Source organism: Kribbella sp. NBC_00662 (assembly GCF_041430295.1).
In the GTDB taxonomy this organism is placed as follows: domain Bacteria; phylum Actinomycetota; class Actinomycetes; order Propionibacteriales; family Kribbellaceae; genus Kribbella.
Genome location: NZ_CP109029.1, coordinates 5,053,246 through 5,068,934 on the forward strand (window position 1 = coordinate 5,053,246; position 15,689 = coordinate 5,068,934).

The 15,689-nt window shown below is 67.9% G+C and carries 13 protein-coding genes; 8 read left to right on the top strand and 5 right to left on the bottom strand.

Annotated features, from left to right (window positions below):
• Window positions 1-3 precede the first annotated feature (3 nt).
• From gcvT to OHA10_RS25345, 6 genes are all read left to right on the top strand, one after another.
• A complete protein-coding gene (gene gcvT, locus OHA10_RS25320; RefSeq protein ID WP_371401246.1) occupies window positions 4-1,104 on the top strand; it encodes a glycine cleavage system aminomethyltransferase GcvT in 1,101 nt (366 codons plus the stop codon).
• A gap of 335 nt (window positions 1,105-1,439) precedes the next feature.
• On the top strand, window positions 1,440-2,447 hold the full coding sequence (locus OHA10_RS25325; protein ID WP_371401247.1) for an ABC transporter permease: 1,008 nt from the start codon (window positions 1,440-1,442) through the stop codon (window positions 2,445-2,447).
• Window positions 2,448-2,488: 41 nt separating this feature from the next.
• Complete coding sequence (locus OHA10_RS25330) at window positions 2,489-4,246, top strand: ABC transporter substrate-binding protein (RefSeq protein WP_371401248.1); 1,758 nt, start codon at window positions 2,489-2,491, stop codon at window positions 4,244-4,246.
• Window positions 4,247-4,343: 97 nt separating this feature from the next.
• Complete coding sequence (locus OHA10_RS25335; RefSeq protein WP_137254332.1) at window positions 4,344-5,336, top strand: ABC transporter permease; 993 nt, start codon at window positions 4,344-4,346, stop codon at window positions 5,334-5,336.
• 47 nt (window positions 5,337-5,383) lie between these two features.
• Window positions 5,384-6,511 (top strand): ABC transporter ATP-binding protein, encoded by a 1,128-nt coding sequence (locus tag OHA10_RS25340; protein WP_371401249.1) that lies wholly within the window; start codon window positions 5,384-5,386, stop codon window positions 6,509-6,511.
• An 18-nt stretch (window positions 6,512-6,529) separates the two neighbouring features.
• Window positions 6,530-7,549 carry an ABC transporter ATP-binding protein gene (locus tag OHA10_RS25345; RefSeq protein WP_371401250.1) on the top strand — a complete coding sequence of 340 codons (1,020 nt, stop codon included), beginning with the start codon at window positions 6,530-6,532 and terminating at the stop codon, window positions 7,547-7,549.
• 64 nt (window positions 7,550-7,613) lie between these two features.
• Here the strand turns inward: OHA10_RS25345 and OHA10_RS25350 are convergent, their stop codons facing one another.
• Window positions 7,614-8,159, bottom strand: a complete 546-nt coding sequence (locus OHA10_RS25350) for a hypothetical protein (protein ID WP_371401251.1) — start codon at window positions 8,157-8,159, stop codon at window positions 7,614-7,616.
• Between the two features lie 140 nt (window positions 8,160-8,299).
• Here OHA10_RS25350 and OHA10_RS25355 point away from each other — a divergent pair, with 140 nt between their 5' ends.
• Complete coding sequence (locus OHA10_RS25355; protein ID WP_371401252.1) at window positions 8,300-10,312, top strand: sensor histidine kinase; 2,013 nt, start codon at window positions 8,300-8,302, stop codon at window positions 10,310-10,312.
• A complete protein-coding gene (locus OHA10_RS25360; protein ID WP_371401253.1) occupies window positions 10,309-10,974 on the top strand; it encodes a response regulator in 666 nt (221 codons plus the stop codon). The genes OHA10_RS25355 and OHA10_RS25360 overlap by 4 nt, the downstream gene beginning before the upstream one ends.
• Here the strand turns inward: OHA10_RS25360 and OHA10_RS25365 are convergent.
• The 4 genes from OHA10_RS25365 to OHA10_RS25380 form a co-directional block, all read right to left on the bottom strand.
• Window positions 10,937-12,241: a sugar ABC transporter permease gene (locus OHA10_RS25365; RefSeq protein WP_371401254.1), complete on the bottom strand. Its 1,305-nt coding sequence runs from the start codon at window positions 12,239-12,241 to the stop codon at window positions 10,937-10,939. The two genes, OHA10_RS25360 and OHA10_RS25365, sit on opposite strands and share 38 nt — an antisense overlap.
• Window positions 12,238-13,053 carry an ATP-binding cassette domain-containing protein gene (locus OHA10_RS25370; protein ID WP_371401255.1) on the bottom strand — a complete coding sequence of 272 codons (816 nt, stop codon included), beginning with the start codon at window positions 13,051-13,053 and terminating at the stop codon, window positions 12,238-12,240. The genes OHA10_RS25365 and OHA10_RS25370 overlap by 4 nt, the downstream gene beginning before the upstream one ends.
• 156 nt (window positions 13,054-13,209) lie before the next feature.
• Complete coding sequence (locus tag OHA10_RS25375) at window positions 13,210-14,292, bottom strand: sugar ABC transporter substrate-binding protein (RefSeq protein ID WP_371401256.1); 1,083 nt, start codon at window positions 14,290-14,292, stop codon at window positions 13,210-13,212.
• Between the two features lie 79 nt (window positions 14,293-14,371).
• Complete coding sequence (locus OHA10_RS25380; RefSeq protein ID WP_371401257.1) at window positions 14,372-15,547, bottom strand: ROK family protein; 1,176 nt, start codon at window positions 15,545-15,547, stop codon at window positions 14,372-14,374.
• Window positions 15,548-15,689: the final 142 nt, after the last annotated feature.

Consider the following 15,689-nt stretch of genomic DNA (forward strand, 5'->3'; position numbering starts at 1 on the left):
TCCATGACCGAGTCGCCTGAGCTGAAGAAGTCACCGTTGCACGAGCGCCACGTCGCGCTCGGCGCCAAGTTCGCCGAGTTCGGCGGCTGGGAGATGCCGTTGGAGTACTCCGGTGTCGTCGCCGAACACACCGCGGTCCGTACGTCGGTCGGCGTCTTCGACGTGAGCCATCTCGGCAAGGCGACCGTGACGGGCCCCGGCGCGGCGGCGTACGTGAACGCGTGCCTGACCAACGACCTGGGCAAGATCGCGCCGGGCCAGGCGCAGTACACGCTGTGCTGCAACGCGCGCGGGGGAGTGGTCGACGACCTGATCGCGTACCTGCACGGTGACGACGAGGTGTTCCTGATCCCGAACGCGGCCAACACCGCCGAGGTGGTCCGGCTGCTGCAGGCCGACGCACCCGAGGGCGTCGACGTGACCAACGTTCACGACGACTACGCGATCCTCGCCGTACAGGGCGCGAACAGCGACGACGTGGTCGCTGCGATCGGCCTCCCGACGGGGCACGACTACATGGCGTTCGCCACAGCCGACTTCGGCGGTACGCCGGTCGTCGTCTGCCGGACCGGTTACACCGGCGAGCGCGGGTACGAGCTCGTCGTACCGAACGCGGCCGCGGTCGCGGTGTTCGACGCGCTGCTGGAGGCCGGGAAGCCGTACAACATCGTCCCGGCCGGCCTCGGCGCCCGCGACACCCTGCGGACCGAGATGGGGTACCCGCTGCACGGCCAGGACATCACGCCGGACATCACGCCCGTCCAGGCACGCTCCGGATGGGCTGTGGGCTGGAAGAAGGAGCACTTCTGGGGCGACGAGGCCCTGCGCGCCGAGAAGGAGGCCGGCCCGGCCCGGATCCTGCGCGGTCTCCGAGCGGCCGGACGGGGCATTCCGCGGCCGCACATGACCGTTCTGGACCAGGCCGGAACAACGCTGGGCGAAGTCACCTCCGGGACCTTCTCCCCGACCCTGAAGAAAGGCGTCGCACTGGCGCTGCTGGACGCGTCGGTAAAGGAGGGCGACCAGGTAACGGTCGACATCCGGGGCCGCCAGGAGTTGTTCGACGTGGTCAAACCGCCGTTCGTCACCGTGCACGTCCGCTAAGACCAAAACGGTAACTTTCTGTAATATCGTGGCACAAATTGGACACTGTCGGTGCTGTGCCGACGCGTTTTGCGAAGGATTGACTGCGAACGGTGACGAATCGGGGCAAATGTTCCGTTCCGGTACGCGTTCCGGTAACGATTTGTGCACTGCTGCCAGGCACCGCTGGTTTGGTGTCACAGTGTCAGGCAGGCTTTCCCGCGGTTGTGGGGGATCGGCTCTGTCAAGGGGATTTGACGAGAGCCCTCCACAAAGCAAAGGCTCGGCACGCTATCCACCGATAAGTGCCGGATCTGCGGACCGAAATCCGGCCGACTGAACTTGACGGAGTGCGAATGAGTATTGGGTCGCCCGACTCGACCGTAGGGATCGAGGACCACCCGGCGTCGGCGGAGCCGGTCCGCACCTCGGCCACCCCGCACGGGAAGTCGCCGAGCCGGATCGCGTTCGACCGGTTGCGCAAGGACCGGGTTGCGGTGATCTGCGCGTCGATCGTGCTGTTCTTCATCCTGATCGCGATCTTCGCGCCGCTGCTGGCCAAGCTCGAGGGCCAGGACTACAGCACCTTCCACACCGACCTGATCGACGAGTACGGCTACCCGACGATCAGCTTCAACGGCTCGCACTGGTTCGGTATCGAGCCGAAGACCGGCCGGGACAACTTCGCTCGCTGGGTCTACGGGGCGCGGCCCTCGCTGATCATCGCTTTCCTGGCCACCGTCGTCGGCACCGTCATCGGTGTCGTGATGGGACTCCTGGCCGGCTTCCTCGGCGGCTGGGTCGACCGGGTCATCTCCTGGCTGATCGATTTCGTGCTGAGCCTGCCGTACCTGCTGTTCGCGATCGCGCTGGTGCCGATCGTCGAGTCGATGCGCGGCGGCTCGTTCAACCTGACGCCGAACGAACAGGCGTCGATCCGCTTCTACGTACTGATCTTCGTGCTCTCGTTCTTCGGCTGGGCCGGCCTGGCCCGGATCATCCGGGGCGAGGTGCTCTCGCTGCGAGAGCGTGAGTTCGTGCTCGCGGCCAAAGCGATCGGTGTGCCGACCCGGCAGGTCCTGTTCAAGGAACTGCTGCCCAACCTGGTCGCCCCGATCGTCATCTCGGCCTCGCTGGCGCTGCCGGCGTACGTGACCGCGGAGGCCGGACTTTCCTTCCTCGGTGTCGGACTCGTCGAACCGATCCCCTCGTGGGGTCAGACGATCTCCGTCGCCACGAACTGGTTCAAGGCCGACCCGATGTACCTCTGGCTGCCCGTGATCGGGATCACCGCTCTGGTGCTCGCTCTCGCGCTGCTCGGAGACGCCATCCGGGACGCCTTCGACCCCAAGACTCGCCGGTAGTTCGGCGATTGCCCCAGCGGCAGAAAAGGAGAAACCCGACCATGCAGTGGAAACGGATAACCGCGGTTGCGGCGACGGTCATGCTGGCCGCCGTGGCCTGTGGCAGCCCGTCCTCGAACAGCGGCAACAAAGGCGACACCAACAGCGTGGGGGGCGCGCAGGTCAAGGCTACGGACCCCACTGCGAAGGGCCCGGCGCCTGACGTCGACGGAGCGAAGAAGGGCGGCACCATCACGGTCCTGTCCGACGTGACGCCTGACACCTTCGACCCGACGAACATTTACTACGTCGACGGTAACCAGATCGGCAAGTTGATGTACCGGGCGCTGACGCAGTACCGCCTGGACGGCCCGGACCACAAGCCGGTGCTGGTTCCGGACCTCGCCGAGGACCTCGGCACGAAGTCCGAGGACGGCCTGACCTGGACCTTCAAGCTGAAGCAGGGCATCAAGTACCAGGACGGCACGCCGGTCAAGGCTGCGGACTACGCGTACGCGATCAAGCGGTCCTTCGCGCACGACCTGTACGACGCCGGACCGACGTACCAGCAGCAGTTCTTCCTGGACGGCGACAAGTACAAGGGCCCGTACGGCGCCGGCGGCGCCAACTACAAGGGTGTCGAGACGCCGGATGACAACACCCTCGTCATCCACCTGGCGAAGAAGTTCGACGACCTGCCCTACTACGCGGCGTTCCCGATGTTCACGCCGATCCCGCAGGCCAAGGACACCCAGAAGAACTACGAGCAGCACCCGATGACGACCGGCCCGTACCAGGTCCAGTCCTACACCCCGGGTACCGAGCTCAAGCTGACGAAGAACCCGAGCTGGGACCCGAACACCGACCCGGTGCGGCACCAGTACGTCGACGGCTGGGACTTCAAGTTCAGCCAGGACCTGATCAAGGCCCAGCGTCAGGTGCTGGCCAGCTCCGGTCCGGACGCCGACGCACTGAACTACAGCAACCTGGACGTTTCGCTGCTGCCTGAGGTCAAGGACCAGTCGCAGCTCGTCAAGGGCCAGTCGCCGTGCACGATCATGTACACGATGGACACCCGGAAGATTCCGTTGGAGGTCCGCAAGCTGATCGCCAAGGCGCACCCGTACGACGCGTGGCGCAAGGTTGCCGGTCTGAACCCGACCGACGACCCGCCGGCATCGACGATCCTGCCGCCGGCCGTCCCGGGCTTCGACAAGTACGAGCTCCCGGGTCTGACCGGTACCGGTAAGGGCGCCGAGGACGACGCGGTGGCCGCCGAGGTCAAGTCCGAGCTGGCGAAGATCGGCAAGTCGAACTTCGAGCTCAGCTGGTACTACTCGATCGACGACAAGATCTCGACCCAGACCACGCAGCTGCGCAAGCAGATGTTCGAGAAGGCCGGCTTCAAGGTCCGCGCCATCGGCGTGCCGAAGGCGAAGATCCGTACCTTCACCGGTGACCAGAACGCTCCGGTCAACATCGGCAAGACCCCGACCGGTTGGTGCTCCGACTGGCCGAGCGGCACCAGCTGGTTCCCGGTGCTGTTCAAGTCCGACGCGATTGCCCTGGGCAACAGCGTTGGTCAGCTCCAGGACAAGGCGCTGGACGCCGAGATCGACGCGGTCACGGCCAAGTCGCCCGACGAGCAGCTGAAGGAGTGGAAGAACGTCGACAAGGACATCCTGGAGAAGTACCTTCCGGTCCTGCCGCTGTACTACAGCTCGACCAACTCGCCGGTCGGCAAGAACATCGGGCACGCGATCAACGACCCGACACAGGGTATGCCCGAGTTCACCTCGATGTTCCTGAAGCAGCCCTGATCCAAGTCCGTTCTGAAGTAGTAGTCAGTCAATGAACGGTGATGTGGTGCCCGGACCACCGTCCGGGCACCACATCGATCGGTGAGGAGACAATCCCGTGCTCTATTTCGTGGCGCGCCGACTGGTCAGCGCGCTCAGTGTCGTGTTGGCAACGCTGATCGCGACCTTCGCGTTGTTCTTCATCGCGCCGACCGATCCGGCCGGTGCGATCTGCGGCGAGCGCCAGTGCACCCAGCAGCGCTACAACGAGATCAGGCAGAACCTGCATCTCGACCGCCCCAAGGTGCAGCAGTTCGCGGAGTACACCGCGGGAATCTTCACCGGCCGCGACTTCACCACGTCGGGCGTGACGCAGCACTGCGCGGCGCCGTGCCTCGGCTTCTCGTTCAAGAACGACCGCCCGGTCACCGAGATGATCAAGACCCGGTTCCCGGTGACGGTCTCGCTGGTGCTCGGGTACGCCGTACTGGTCCTGACGATCGGTGTGTTCGTCGGGTCGATGGCGGCGAAGAGACGCGGGACCCTGGGCGACCGGGCACTGATGACCAGCACGCTGGTGGTCAGTTCGGTGCCGTACTACATCGTCGCCCTGATGGTCGCCCTCTACCTGACCGTGCTCTATCCGATCCTTCCACGGGGTGAATGGACACCACCCTCGGAGAATCCGGCGAAATGGTTCGCCGGCCTGCTGACACCGTGGCTGGTACTCGGCATCTACAACTGCACCGCGTACGCGCGGTACTCACGCGGCTCCATGGTCGAGACGCTGAGCGAAGACTTCATCCGCACCGCGCGGGCCAAGGGCCTGTCCGACCGCGTGGTCACCTACAAGCACGCGCTGCGCTCCGGGTTGATCCCGGTCGTCACGATCTTCGGTCTGGACGTCGCCGGCAGCCTCGGCGGCGCGATCTTCACCGAACGGATCTTCGACCTCCCCGGTCTCGGCGTTCTCGTGCTCGACAGTTTGAACAGTTACGACCTGCCCGTGATCATGGGCACCGTGCTGGTCGCTTCCGTCATCATTGTCGTCATGAACCTGCTGGTGGACATCGGCTACAGCCTGATCGACCCGCGGGTGAGGCTGTCGTGAGCACCCCAGCACCTGAAGACAGGGCCCCCGAAGACCGGAAGGACAGCATGGCCGAGAGTGCAGCCACTCCGGCGGACGCGACCGCGCCCGTCAAGCGTGGCCCGTCGGTCGCCACCCGTGAGCGCCGCGACGGTTTGGTCAACCCCAGCGGTGAGACGCCGTACCTGGTGGTCGAGGACCTGAGCGTGAAGTTCCCGACCGCGGACGGTCTGGTCAGCGCGGTGAACGGGCTGAGCTACTCGGTCCCGCTCGGTCGCACGCTGGCGATCGTCGGCGAGTCCGGCTCCGGCAAGTCGGTGTCGAGTATGGCCGTGATGGGCCTGCACGACCGCAAGCGGACCCGGATCAGCGGGTCGATCCGGCTCGGCGGTGACGAGCTCATCGGCCTGTCCGAGAACGAGTTGATGAAGATCCGCGGCGACGCGGTCTCGATGGTGTTCCAGGACCCGCAGTCCTCGCTGCACCCGCTGTACACGATCGGCAACCAGCTGACCGAGGCGTACCGCGTGCACCACAAGGTCTCCAAGGACGTCGCCAAGAAGCGGGCGCTGGAGATGCTCGAGCTGGTCGGCATCCCGAACCCGCCGCGGCGCTTCGCGCAGTACCCGCACGAGTTCTCCGGCGGTATGCGGCAGCGCGCGATGATCGCGATGAGCCTGATCAACGACCCGAAGCTGGTGATCGCCGACGAGCCGACCACCGCGCTGGACGTGACCGTGCAGGCGCAGATCCTGGACCTGCTGAACAACCTGCAGAAGGAGTTCGGCTCTGCGATCGTGCTGATCACGCACGACCTCGGCGTGGTCGCCGAGATGGCCGACGACGTCCTGGTGATGTACGCCGGGCGCTGCGTCGAGTACGGCACCGCCGCCGACGTACTGGCGAATCCGCGGATGCCGTACACGTGGGGTCTGCTCGAGTCGATCCCGACCGTGTCGGCCGCGAGTGAGCGGCTGCGCCCGATCAAGGGTCTGCCGCCGTCGCTGCTGAACCTGCCGGACGGCTGTTCGTTCGCCGCGCGGTGCCCGTACGTCGAGCGCGTCAAGGGCGAGCTTTGCACCACCCAACTGCCGGAGCTGCTGCCGGTGGACGGCGCCGGTGCCCATACTTCCCGTTGTCACCTGCACGACAAGGCCTCGATCTACGAGGCCGAGGTCGCGCCGAGACTGGGCTGACGAGGGGACTGAGGAGATATGAGCGAAACGTTGCTGCAGGTCCGCGACCTGAAGATGCACTTCCCGATCAAGGAAGCGGCGGGTCTCGGCCGGACCAAGAAGGTCGTGCAGGCCGTCGACGGTGTCAGCTTCGATCTGAAGCAGAGCGGCAGCCTGGGTCTGGTCGGTGAGTCCGGTTGCGGCAAGTCGACCACCGGCCGGATGATCACCCGGCTGCTGACCCCGACGGCCGGCCAGATCCTGTTCAAGGGCACCGACATCGCGCAGCTGAAGGAGCGGGACCTGCGCCCGTTCCGCCGGCAGTTGCAGATCGTGTTCCAGGACCCGTACAGCTCGCTGAACCCGCGCCAGACGGTCAGCAACATCATCAGTACGCCGCTGCGGGTGCACAACCTGGTCAAGAAGGGCAAAGAACTGGCCCGGGTCCAGGAGCTGCTGGAGCGGGTCGGTCTGAACCCGGAGCACCACAACCGGTACCCGAACGAGTTCTCCGGCGGCCAGCGGCAGCGCATCGGTATCGCCCGGGCGCTCGCGGTGGAGCCCGAGGTGATCATCGCCGACGAGCCGGTGTCGGCGCTGGACGTGTCGATCCAGGCCCAGGTGATGAACCTGCTCGAGGACCTGCGGCGTGATCTCGGGATCGCGTTCGTGTTCATCGCGCACGACCTCGGCGTGGTCCGGCACTTCTGTGACGAGGTCGCGGTGATGTACCTCGGCAAGATCGTCGAGCAGGGCTCGCGGGACCAGATCTACAACGCCCCGCAGCACCCGTACACCCAGGCCCTGCTCTCGGCGGCGCCGGACCTCGGCACGATCCGCGGGGTCCCGCCGAAGGAGCGGATCCGGCTGGTCGGCGACGTACCTTCGCCGATCGACCCGCCGAGCGGCTGCCGGTTCCGGACCCGCTGCTGGAAGGCGGAGGACATCTGCGCCACCCAGGAGCCACTGCTGGAGATCAAGCCGCAGTCCACACCGGGCCACACGGCCGCCTGCCACTTCGCGGAGCCCAAGGTCGACCTGACCGCCGCCACCGCGTAACCAACGGAGATAGCCCCCGTCAACGGCGACGGGGGCTTTCTCGTGCGCCAACTTGCTCGTGGGGTCAGTGCTGCTCGGTGAGCAGGAGCCGGCCGAGGGCCGTCCAGCAGGCGCCCCAGAGGGCGATGGCGACGAAGTGCGGTACGTCGCCGAGCGCGAGACCGATCGGGATGGTCAGGGGCCAGAGCCCGGTGATCAGGGGGAGTGCCCGGGCCGGGCCGGACCACAGGCGGGCTCGGAGGATCGCGATCCCGGCGATGATCAGGCCGAGTGCGGACAGCATCATGAAGGCGCTGAAGAACGGGATCGCCCGGTCCTGGTCGGCCACCGCGTAGAAGTGCGCCAGGGCGAACACCGTCATCGTGACCGCGACGGCGCCCAGGACCTTGTGAGCAAGCGGTACGGCGGCCGTCGCGCGACGCAGGCCGAGTACGCCCGCGGTGGCCAGCAGAGCGCTCGCGCCGGCAAAGCCGAACCAAGCGCTGTCGGCGATGTTCGCGTCGACAGCGGCGACGATTCCGGCCGTGACGATGCCCAGTCCGCCGACGACGGTTGTCCAGCCGAGCGGACGTAGCGCGGGACGAACGGTGGTGGTTGTGATCGTGCTCATCGGAGGTTCCCCCTCGTGAAGCGTTTGTGATGTCTCCAGGCTCCGCAGGGACCGACCTGGGTCGACAGGGGACGGAACCCGGGCCGGCCGGGACATTTGCCTAGAGACACCGGGTAGCCCGGCACCGCACTATGGGCACTGTGAGCATCGATCGGCGGACCTGGGTGGGGCTTCTGCTCGGCCTTGTCCTGGTCGAGGCGGTGGCCGCGGTCGTCGGTGCGGTGGCGATCGGGCTCGATTACTCGCAGGCCCGCGACAGCTTCATGATCCCCAACGCCGTGATCGCCATCAGCTGCGCGGTATCGGGCGGTCTGATCGCGTGGCACCGGCCGCGGAACTGGCTGGGCTGGCTGCTCCTCGGCGCCGGGATCGCGCAGACGGGTACACCGGCGGTGACGCCGTGGCTGATCCAGGCGCTCGAAGGCACGGGTTCGGCACAGTTGCCTGCGACCCTCTATTCGGCGTTATGGCCGTGGTCCGTCAGTCTGTTCATCCCGTTGGCCTTGCTCGTCTTCCCGGACGGGAAGCTCCCGGGCCGGGGGTGGCGGGCGGTACTGGTTGTTGCCCTGGTCAACGCTCCGCTGCAGGTCCTGCTGTTCAGCGCGGACCGCAATCCGCTGGCTGCGGTCAGTGGCCTCGGCGCCGGGGCGCGCGATCGCTCCGTGTCGTGGCTCCGGGTTCCGGCGCTCGACGGACTCGTCCCGTTGCAGACGGCTTCGGACGTTCTGCTGGCCGGGACGTTGCTGGCGGCAATCGCCGGCATCGTGGTCCGCTACCGGCGTGGTGACGAGCGGACCCGCCGGCAACTGCTCTGGTTGTTGCTGGCAGCAACAGTCGCCGCCGTGCTGGTCGTGTCGTTGCGGTTCGCCGGTCCGATCGGCAGTACCGACTTCCCGATCATCGTGTTGACGCTCGTCGCGTTGATCCCGGCGTCGATGACGGTCGCCGTACTGCGGTATCAGCTGCTCGACATCCGGCTGGTGTGGTCCCGGACGGTGACGTATCTGCTGTTGACGGCTGCGGTCGCGGCGACGTACCTCGGGTTGGTCGAGCTGACCGACCGTTTGCTGCGCCCGCGGATCAACGCCAGTGGCGCCGTGCTGGCCACGTTGGTGGTGGCGATCGGGTTCGATCCGGTGCGGGTTCGGCTGCAGCGGTTCGTGGATCGCTTGTTCTACGGGGATCGCGGCAACCCGGTGCGTGCAGCGTCGTCGGTTGCGGCGCAGTTGACCGAGGCGTCGCAGCCGGCCGACGTACTGCCGGCGGTGTGCCAGGCATTGCGTCTTCCGTACGCCGCGTTGGTGGACGAGGACGGCGTGATTCGCGGGGAGCACGGGAGCCGACCGTTGGCCCCGGTGGCGATTCCTTTGCTGCATGCGGGTGAACGGGTCGGCGAGCTTCAGGTCGGTGTCCGGCCGGGGGAGCGCCGGTTGTCCGCGGCGGATCGGGTTGTGCTCGAGTTGATGGCCGCCCCGCTCGGTGTCGCCTTGCGGGCGCAGGCGCTGTCGGACGCCGTACAGCAGTCGCGGCGGGAGCTTGTCGTGGCGCGTGAGGAAGAGCGGCGGCGGTTGCGGCGGGATCTGCACGACGGGTTGGGCCCGGCTTTGACCGGGATCGGGTTCCGTGCCGACGCTGTGATGAACCTCGGGGACGATCCGGTGCAGTCGCTCGCCGCGGAGATCCGCGCGATCGTCGACAATGCGATTGCCGACGTACGGCGCCTGATCAACCAGCTGCATCCGTCCGCACTGGACGAGGTCGGGCTGGTGGAAGCGGTACGACGGCATGCGGCGCTCGTCGATCGTCGGGGCGACGGATCGCCTTTGCGGGTGCGTGTCCGGGCCGATGGGGTGCCTGACGGACTGCCGGCGGTTGTGGAAGTCACGGCGTACCGGATCGTCACGGAGGCGTTGACGAATGTCGCGCGGCACTCGCGGGCGGGGGAGGCCGAGGTGCGGATCAGTGGTGATGCGCAGATGCTCAGACTGTCGATTGTCGACGATGGGCCTGCGGTCAACGGGCAATGGGTGCCGGGTGTGGGACTGACGTCGATGCGTGAGCGGGTGGCCGAGCTGGGTGGCACGTTGGCGGCCGAAGGTACTGCGACCGGCGGTCGGGTTCAGACCTGTCTGCCCCTGGAGGTCTCGCGATGACGGTCCGGGTGGTGCTGGCCGACGATCATCCCGTCGTGCGGGACGGGTTGCAGGTGCTGCTCGGCTCGGTGGACGGGATCTCCGTGGTGGGCGTCGCGGCCAGCGGGCCGGAGGCCGTCCGCGCCGCGGTGACGCTGCAGCCCGACGTACTCGTGATGGACATCCACATGCCAGGCGGTGACGGTGTCGCCGCGACGCAGGAGGTCGCTCGGGTGGCGCCGGCGGTCGGCGTACTGATGTTGACGATGCTGGACGACGACGAGACCGTGCGGGCCGCGGTGCGGGCCGGTGCAGCGGGCTATGTGCTGAAAGGGTCGTCGCAGCAACAGATCGTGCGGGCGATCCAGGCGGTCGCCGCGGGCGACTCGATCCTCGGGTCGGGAGTCGCGCGTCACGTACTCGACGCGGCCGCGGGGCGGGTGAGCGCACCGCCCGATCCGTTGCAGGCGTTGACGCCGAGGGAACGTCAGATCGTCGAATTGCTGGCGAACGGATTGTCGACGACCGCGATGGCGGCCCGGCTCGCCCTCACGCCGAAGACCGTCAACAACAATCTGTCGACGATCTTCGGCAAGCTCGGCGTCGCGAACCGGACCGAGGCGGCCCTGCTGGCCCGCGGAGCGCTCAGGCCCGACCGTGCGCCTGACGGCTCCGGCGGCTGAGCGAGTCGATCGTGACCGCGATCAACAGCACGCCGGCGGTCACCATGTAGCGAACGCTCGAGTCCAGGCTCAGCAGCGCGAGACCGTTGGAGATCGACATGATCACCAGCGCGCCGAGGAGCGCGGAGTACGCCGACCCGCGGCCGCCGAACAGGCTGGTGCCGCCGATCACCGCGGCCGCGATCGCGTTCAGGTTGGTGTCGCCGCCGCCGCTGCTCTGGTTCACCGCGACCAGCCGGGCCGCGGCCAGCAGACCGCCGATCGCGGCGAAGGTCGAGCAGGCCGCGAACACGGACAGGTAGATCATCCGCACGTTGATACCGGCCCGCCGCGCTGCCTCGACATTGCCGCCGACCGCGACGACCGAGCGGCCCCAGCGCGTACGCCGTACCGCGAGATCCGTCGCGACCACCAGCGCGAGGAACAGCAGGAACATCGACGAGACGCCGCGGTCCCCGTTCAGGATCAGCACCGCGACCAGCAGTACGACGGCCATCGCGGCGGCCTTGATCACGATCATCGACGTCGGCGCTGTCGAGAGACCGGCCGCGGCGCGGGCGCCCCGGGTCCGGAGCCGGGTCAGCACGTACGCCGCGACCACGACCGCGATCAGGGCGTACGCGATCGCGGGGGAGAGGAAGCTCCGGGTCGCGAAGCCGACCAGCGCCGAGTCGTACGGCAGGTTGAGCGAACCTTCCTTGCCGAGCACGAGCAACTGCAGGCCGAGGAAGCCGAGCAGACCGGCCAGCGTGATCACGAAGCTCGGTACGCCGAAACGCGTATAGAGCGCTCCGTAGAACAAGCCGATGACCAGGCCGAGGGCGATGCCGACGACCAGCGACAGCACCAGCGGCCAGCCCTTGTTGACGAACGTGACGCCGAGAACCGCCCCGGACAGACCGCTGACCGAGCCGACCGAGAGGTCGATCTCACCCAGCAGCAGGACCAGGACGATGCCGAGGGCAATCACTCCGACCGAGGTGGTCTGCAGCGTCAGGTTCACCAGGTTGCGGCTGGACAGGAAGGACCCGTTGGCGATCTGGAACACCGCCCAGATGATGACCAGGCCGATCACCACCGGGACCGAGCCCAGGTCGCCCGACCGGAGCCGGGCGGTGAAGGCGGAGGCGGCGCCGCTGATCCCGCTGCTGGCGATCAGCCGCTCGTCCTGGAGGTCGGCCGGCAGTTGGTCGAGCCCGTTCGGCTCGGGGGTTGCCGGGGTACCGAGGTCGTCCTGGGGACGGGTGCCCGATCCGTGCAGGCTCATGATGCGGGACCCTCCTCCCGGCTTCGGCGCGCTGCACGCTCCGAGACCGCGTTGTCGGTGGCGCCGGTGATGGCGGCGATGATGTCCTGCGTCCTGGTCTCGCTGACCACGAAGACGCCGTTGTTGCGGCCGAGACGCAGTACGGCGACCCGGTCGGCGACCGCCATCACGTCGGCCATGTTGTGGCTGATCAGGATCACGGCCAGGCCGCGTTCGCGCAGCCGCTCGACCAGGTTGAGGACCTCGGCGGTCTGAGCTACGCCGAGGGCCGCGGTCGGTTCGTCCAGCATCACGACCTTGGGTCTGCCGAGCAGGCTGCGGGCGATCGCGACGGTCTGCCGCTGGCCGCCGGACAGGCTGGCGACCGGGATCCGGACCGACGGGATCTTCGCGGACAGCTGCCGGAGCAGCTCCCACGACTGGCGTTCCATCTCGACCTCGTCCAGAACGCCGCTGCGGCGGAGCTCGCGGCCGAGGTACAGGTTCGCGACCACGTCGAGGTTGTCGCACAGCGCGAGGTCCTGGAACACGGTGGCGATGCCGAGCTGCTGGGCCTCGGCCGGGCTGCCGACCCGGACCTCGCGGCCGTCGAACACCATCGTCCCGTCGTCGGCCGTGTAGACGCCGGCGATGGTCTTCACCAGCGTCGACTTGCCGGCGCCGTTGTCGCCGACCAGCGCCAGCACCTCGCCGGCGCGGACGTCGAGCTCGATGTTCTTCAGGGCCTGTACGGCGCCGAACCGCTTGGAGATCCCCTGCAGCGTCAGCACCGTACCGGCGCCGACGTCGGGAGGAGCCGGGGTAACAGTCACGAGTGAGCCTCCTGGACTTATTTCACGCCATGATCCTCGCCGGGGGCGCGGTTGGGGAGAGGTCCGGCGTAGCCCCCCGCACCTCACTGCGGGGGGCTACGCCGAGGGCGGGTCGGTTGCCGGTCGGTTGCCGGTCGGTTGCCGGTCAGTTGCCGGTCAGTTGTCGGACAGGCCGGCCGCGGTGCAGGCGGCGGCGAACGCCGCGGTGCAGATGTCGCTGACCTTGTAGATGTTGTCCTTGACCACGGTGTCCTTGATGTTGGCCTTGGTCACCGCGACCGGGTCGAGGATCGTCGACGGTACGCCGCTCTTCTCGGTGGTGGACTCGGGCTTGCCGCCGTTCGCCAGCGCCACCGCGCCCTTCGCGGCGGCCTCGGCCTGCGGCTTGACCGCCTTGTAGATCGTCATCGCCTGGTCGCCGGCGACGATCCGCTGGATCGCGGCCAGCTCGGAGTCCTGACCGGTGACCGGCGGCAGCGGCGTCACGCCACCGCCCTTGAGCGCTGCGATCGCGCCGCCGGCGGTGCCGTCGTTGGCGGCGTACACGCCGACCAGGCCGTTCTTGATCGCGCTCAGCTGGCCTTCCATCCAGGCCTGGGCCTTGTCCGGGCTCCAGTCCGGGGTGTCGAACTCGGCGGCGATCTTGAACCCGCTCGAGTCGAGCACGCTGTGCGCGCCCTTCTTGAAGTCGGCGGCGTTCGGGTCGGTCGGCGAGCCGTTGATCATCGCGATGTTGCCCGACGTCTTGCCGGCCGCCTTCAGGTCGTCCACCAGGGTCTGCGCCTGAAGCTTGCCGACGGCCTCGTTCTCGAAGCTGACGTAGTAGTTGGCGTTCTCGATGAACCGGTCGTACGCGACCACCGGGACGTTCTGGCCCTTCGCCGAGCTGACGACCGCCGCGGCGGCCTTGCCGTCGACCGGGTCGAGGACGAGCACGTTCGCGCCCTGGGTGAGCGCGGCCTCGGCCTGCTGTTGCTGCTTGGACGCGTCCTGGTCGGCGTTGCTGTAGATCAGTTCGCAGTTGCCGCAGGCGGCCTTGAGGGCCTCGGTGAACAGCGGCCGGTCGAGCGCCTCGTACCGGGTGGTCTTGGACTCGGGCAGCAACAGCGCGATCTTCTTCGCGCCGCCTGAGCCGCTGCCGGAGTCGCCTCCGTTGTCACTGCCACAGGCCACCAGGGAGACGGCGAGGGCCGAGACGGCGATGCCGAGGCCGACGAGACGGGTTGCTGAGACGGACATATGGCGGCTCCTTGACGAGACGGCCCGATTGGCCTGCCCGAAGTCAAGCTCCCTGAAGTCTTGGCGTCAAGACTTGAATTCAAGAAATGGAGATATTGGTATGACTCAGCACCGAAGCGCGGTGGATGGCGCCGACGATGTCGGCCTCGTCGCCGAGCTCGGCCGGGCGCAGCTCGACGGTCGCGGCGGCGCTCGGGATCGCGCACCGGTCCAGGGCCTCGCGCAGCGGGGCCAGGATGAGTTCACCGGCTTCGGCCATCAGGCCGCCGACCACGACGACCTCCGGGTTGAGCAGGTTCACCACGCCGGCCACCGCGACGCCGACCCGGCGGCCGGCGTCCTCGATCACGCGACGGCAGCCGACGTCGCCGCCGAGGGCGCGGATCACGATGTCCTTCAGCCGCAGTGGTCCGTGCGACGCGGCGAGGCTGTTGATCAGCGCCCGCGATCCGACGAACGTGTCCAGGCAGCCGCGGTTGCCGCACCGGCAGATCGGCCCGTTCTCGTCGATGGTGACGTGGCCGATCTCGCCCGCCGTTCCGGCCGAGCCGCGGAACACCTCACCGTCGATCACGATCCCCGCGCCGACGCCGTACGAGAACTTCAGGTAGCAGCCGTTCCGTACGCCGCGCAGCGCACCGGCCCGCAATTCGCCCAGTGCGGCAAGGTTTGCGGTGTTGTCGAGGGCGACCGGGGCGCGGAGGTGGGCGGCCATCGCCTCGGTCACGTTGACGCCGCGCCAGCCCGGCAGTACGGCGTCCGAGCCGGCCTCGCCGCTGACCGAGTCGACCGGCATCGGCAGGCCGAACCCGATCGCGGAGATGTTCTCGACGCCGGAGCTGACCGTCTCGGCCAGGTCGGCGAGCAGCCGGGCGGCGCGCTCCATGCCGTCGTCGGCGACGTGGTCGGCCTGCAGCGGCATCAGCTGCTGGGCGAGGATCTCGCGGGACTCGTCGGCGATCGCGACCCGGACGTCACGCTCGCCGAACGCGACGCCGGCCAGCAGGCCGCCGCCGGAGGCGAGCGAGACGAGTACGGCGCGGCGGCCGTTGCGGATGCTGCGGGACAGGCCGACCATGCCGGCCTGGTCCAGCTCGCGGACCATGTTCGACACGGTGGCCGCGGACAGGCCGGACGCGGCCGCGATCTCGACCTGGGTGAGCGGGCCGTGCTGCCGGACGACCCCGAGAACGCGCGCACGGTTGGCTTCGCGCAGCGAAGCCTGCGAGCCCGGCGCCGGGCGGGTTGCGTTCATTACATAAAGATAACGGATCGCGGGGCGAGCGCGGCCGATCCGCGCTCGTGAACCAGAAACATCGTCTGCAACCTCGCTGTCACTACCCCACTAGAACGTTCACCGGCGAGAGTAGACCACTTCGGTTTGAGCGTGGTGGAGG

What these genes read in the sequence shown, in the direction of transcription:
- gcvT (WP_371401246.1), top strand. Translation starts at nt 4, where the DNA reads ATGACCGAGTCGCCTGAGCTGAAGAAGTCACCGTTGCACGAGCGCCAC.
- OHA10_RS25325 (WP_371401247.1), top strand. Translation starts at nt 1,440, where the DNA reads ATGAGTATTGGGTCGCCCGACTCGACCGTAGGGATCGAGGACCACCCG.
- OHA10_RS25330 (WP_371401248.1), top strand. Translation starts at nt 2,489, where the DNA reads ATGCAGTGGAAACGGATAACCGCGGTTGCGGCGACGGTCATGCTGGCC.
- OHA10_RS25340 (WP_371401249.1), top strand. Translation starts at nt 5,384, where the DNA reads ATGGCCGAGAGTGCAGCCACTCCGGCGGACGCGACCGCGCCCGTCAAG.
- OHA10_RS25345 (WP_371401250.1), top strand. Translation starts at nt 6,530, where the DNA reads ATGAGCGAAACGTTGCTGCAGGTCCGCGACCTGAAGATGCACTTCCCG.
- OHA10_RS25350 (WP_371401251.1), bottom strand. Translation starts at nt 8,159, where the DNA reads ATGAGCACGATCACAACCACCACCGTTCGTCCCGCGCTACGTCCGCTC.
- OHA10_RS25360 (WP_371401253.1), top strand. Translation starts at nt 10,309, where the DNA reads ATGACGGTCCGGGTGGTGCTGGCCGACGATCATCCCGTCGTGCGGGAC.
- OHA10_RS25365 (WP_371401254.1), bottom strand. Translation starts at nt 12,241, where the DNA reads ATGAGCCTGCACGGATCGGGCACCCGTCCCCAGGACGACCTCGGTACC.
- OHA10_RS25375 (WP_371401256.1), bottom strand. Translation starts at nt 14,292, where the DNA reads ATGTCCGTCTCAGCAACCCGTCTCGTCGGCCTCGGCATCGCCGTCTCG.
- OHA10_RS25380 (WP_371401257.1), bottom strand. Translation starts at nt 15,547, where the DNA reads ATGAACGCAACCCGCCCGGCGCCGGGCTCGCAGGCTTCGCTGCGCGAA.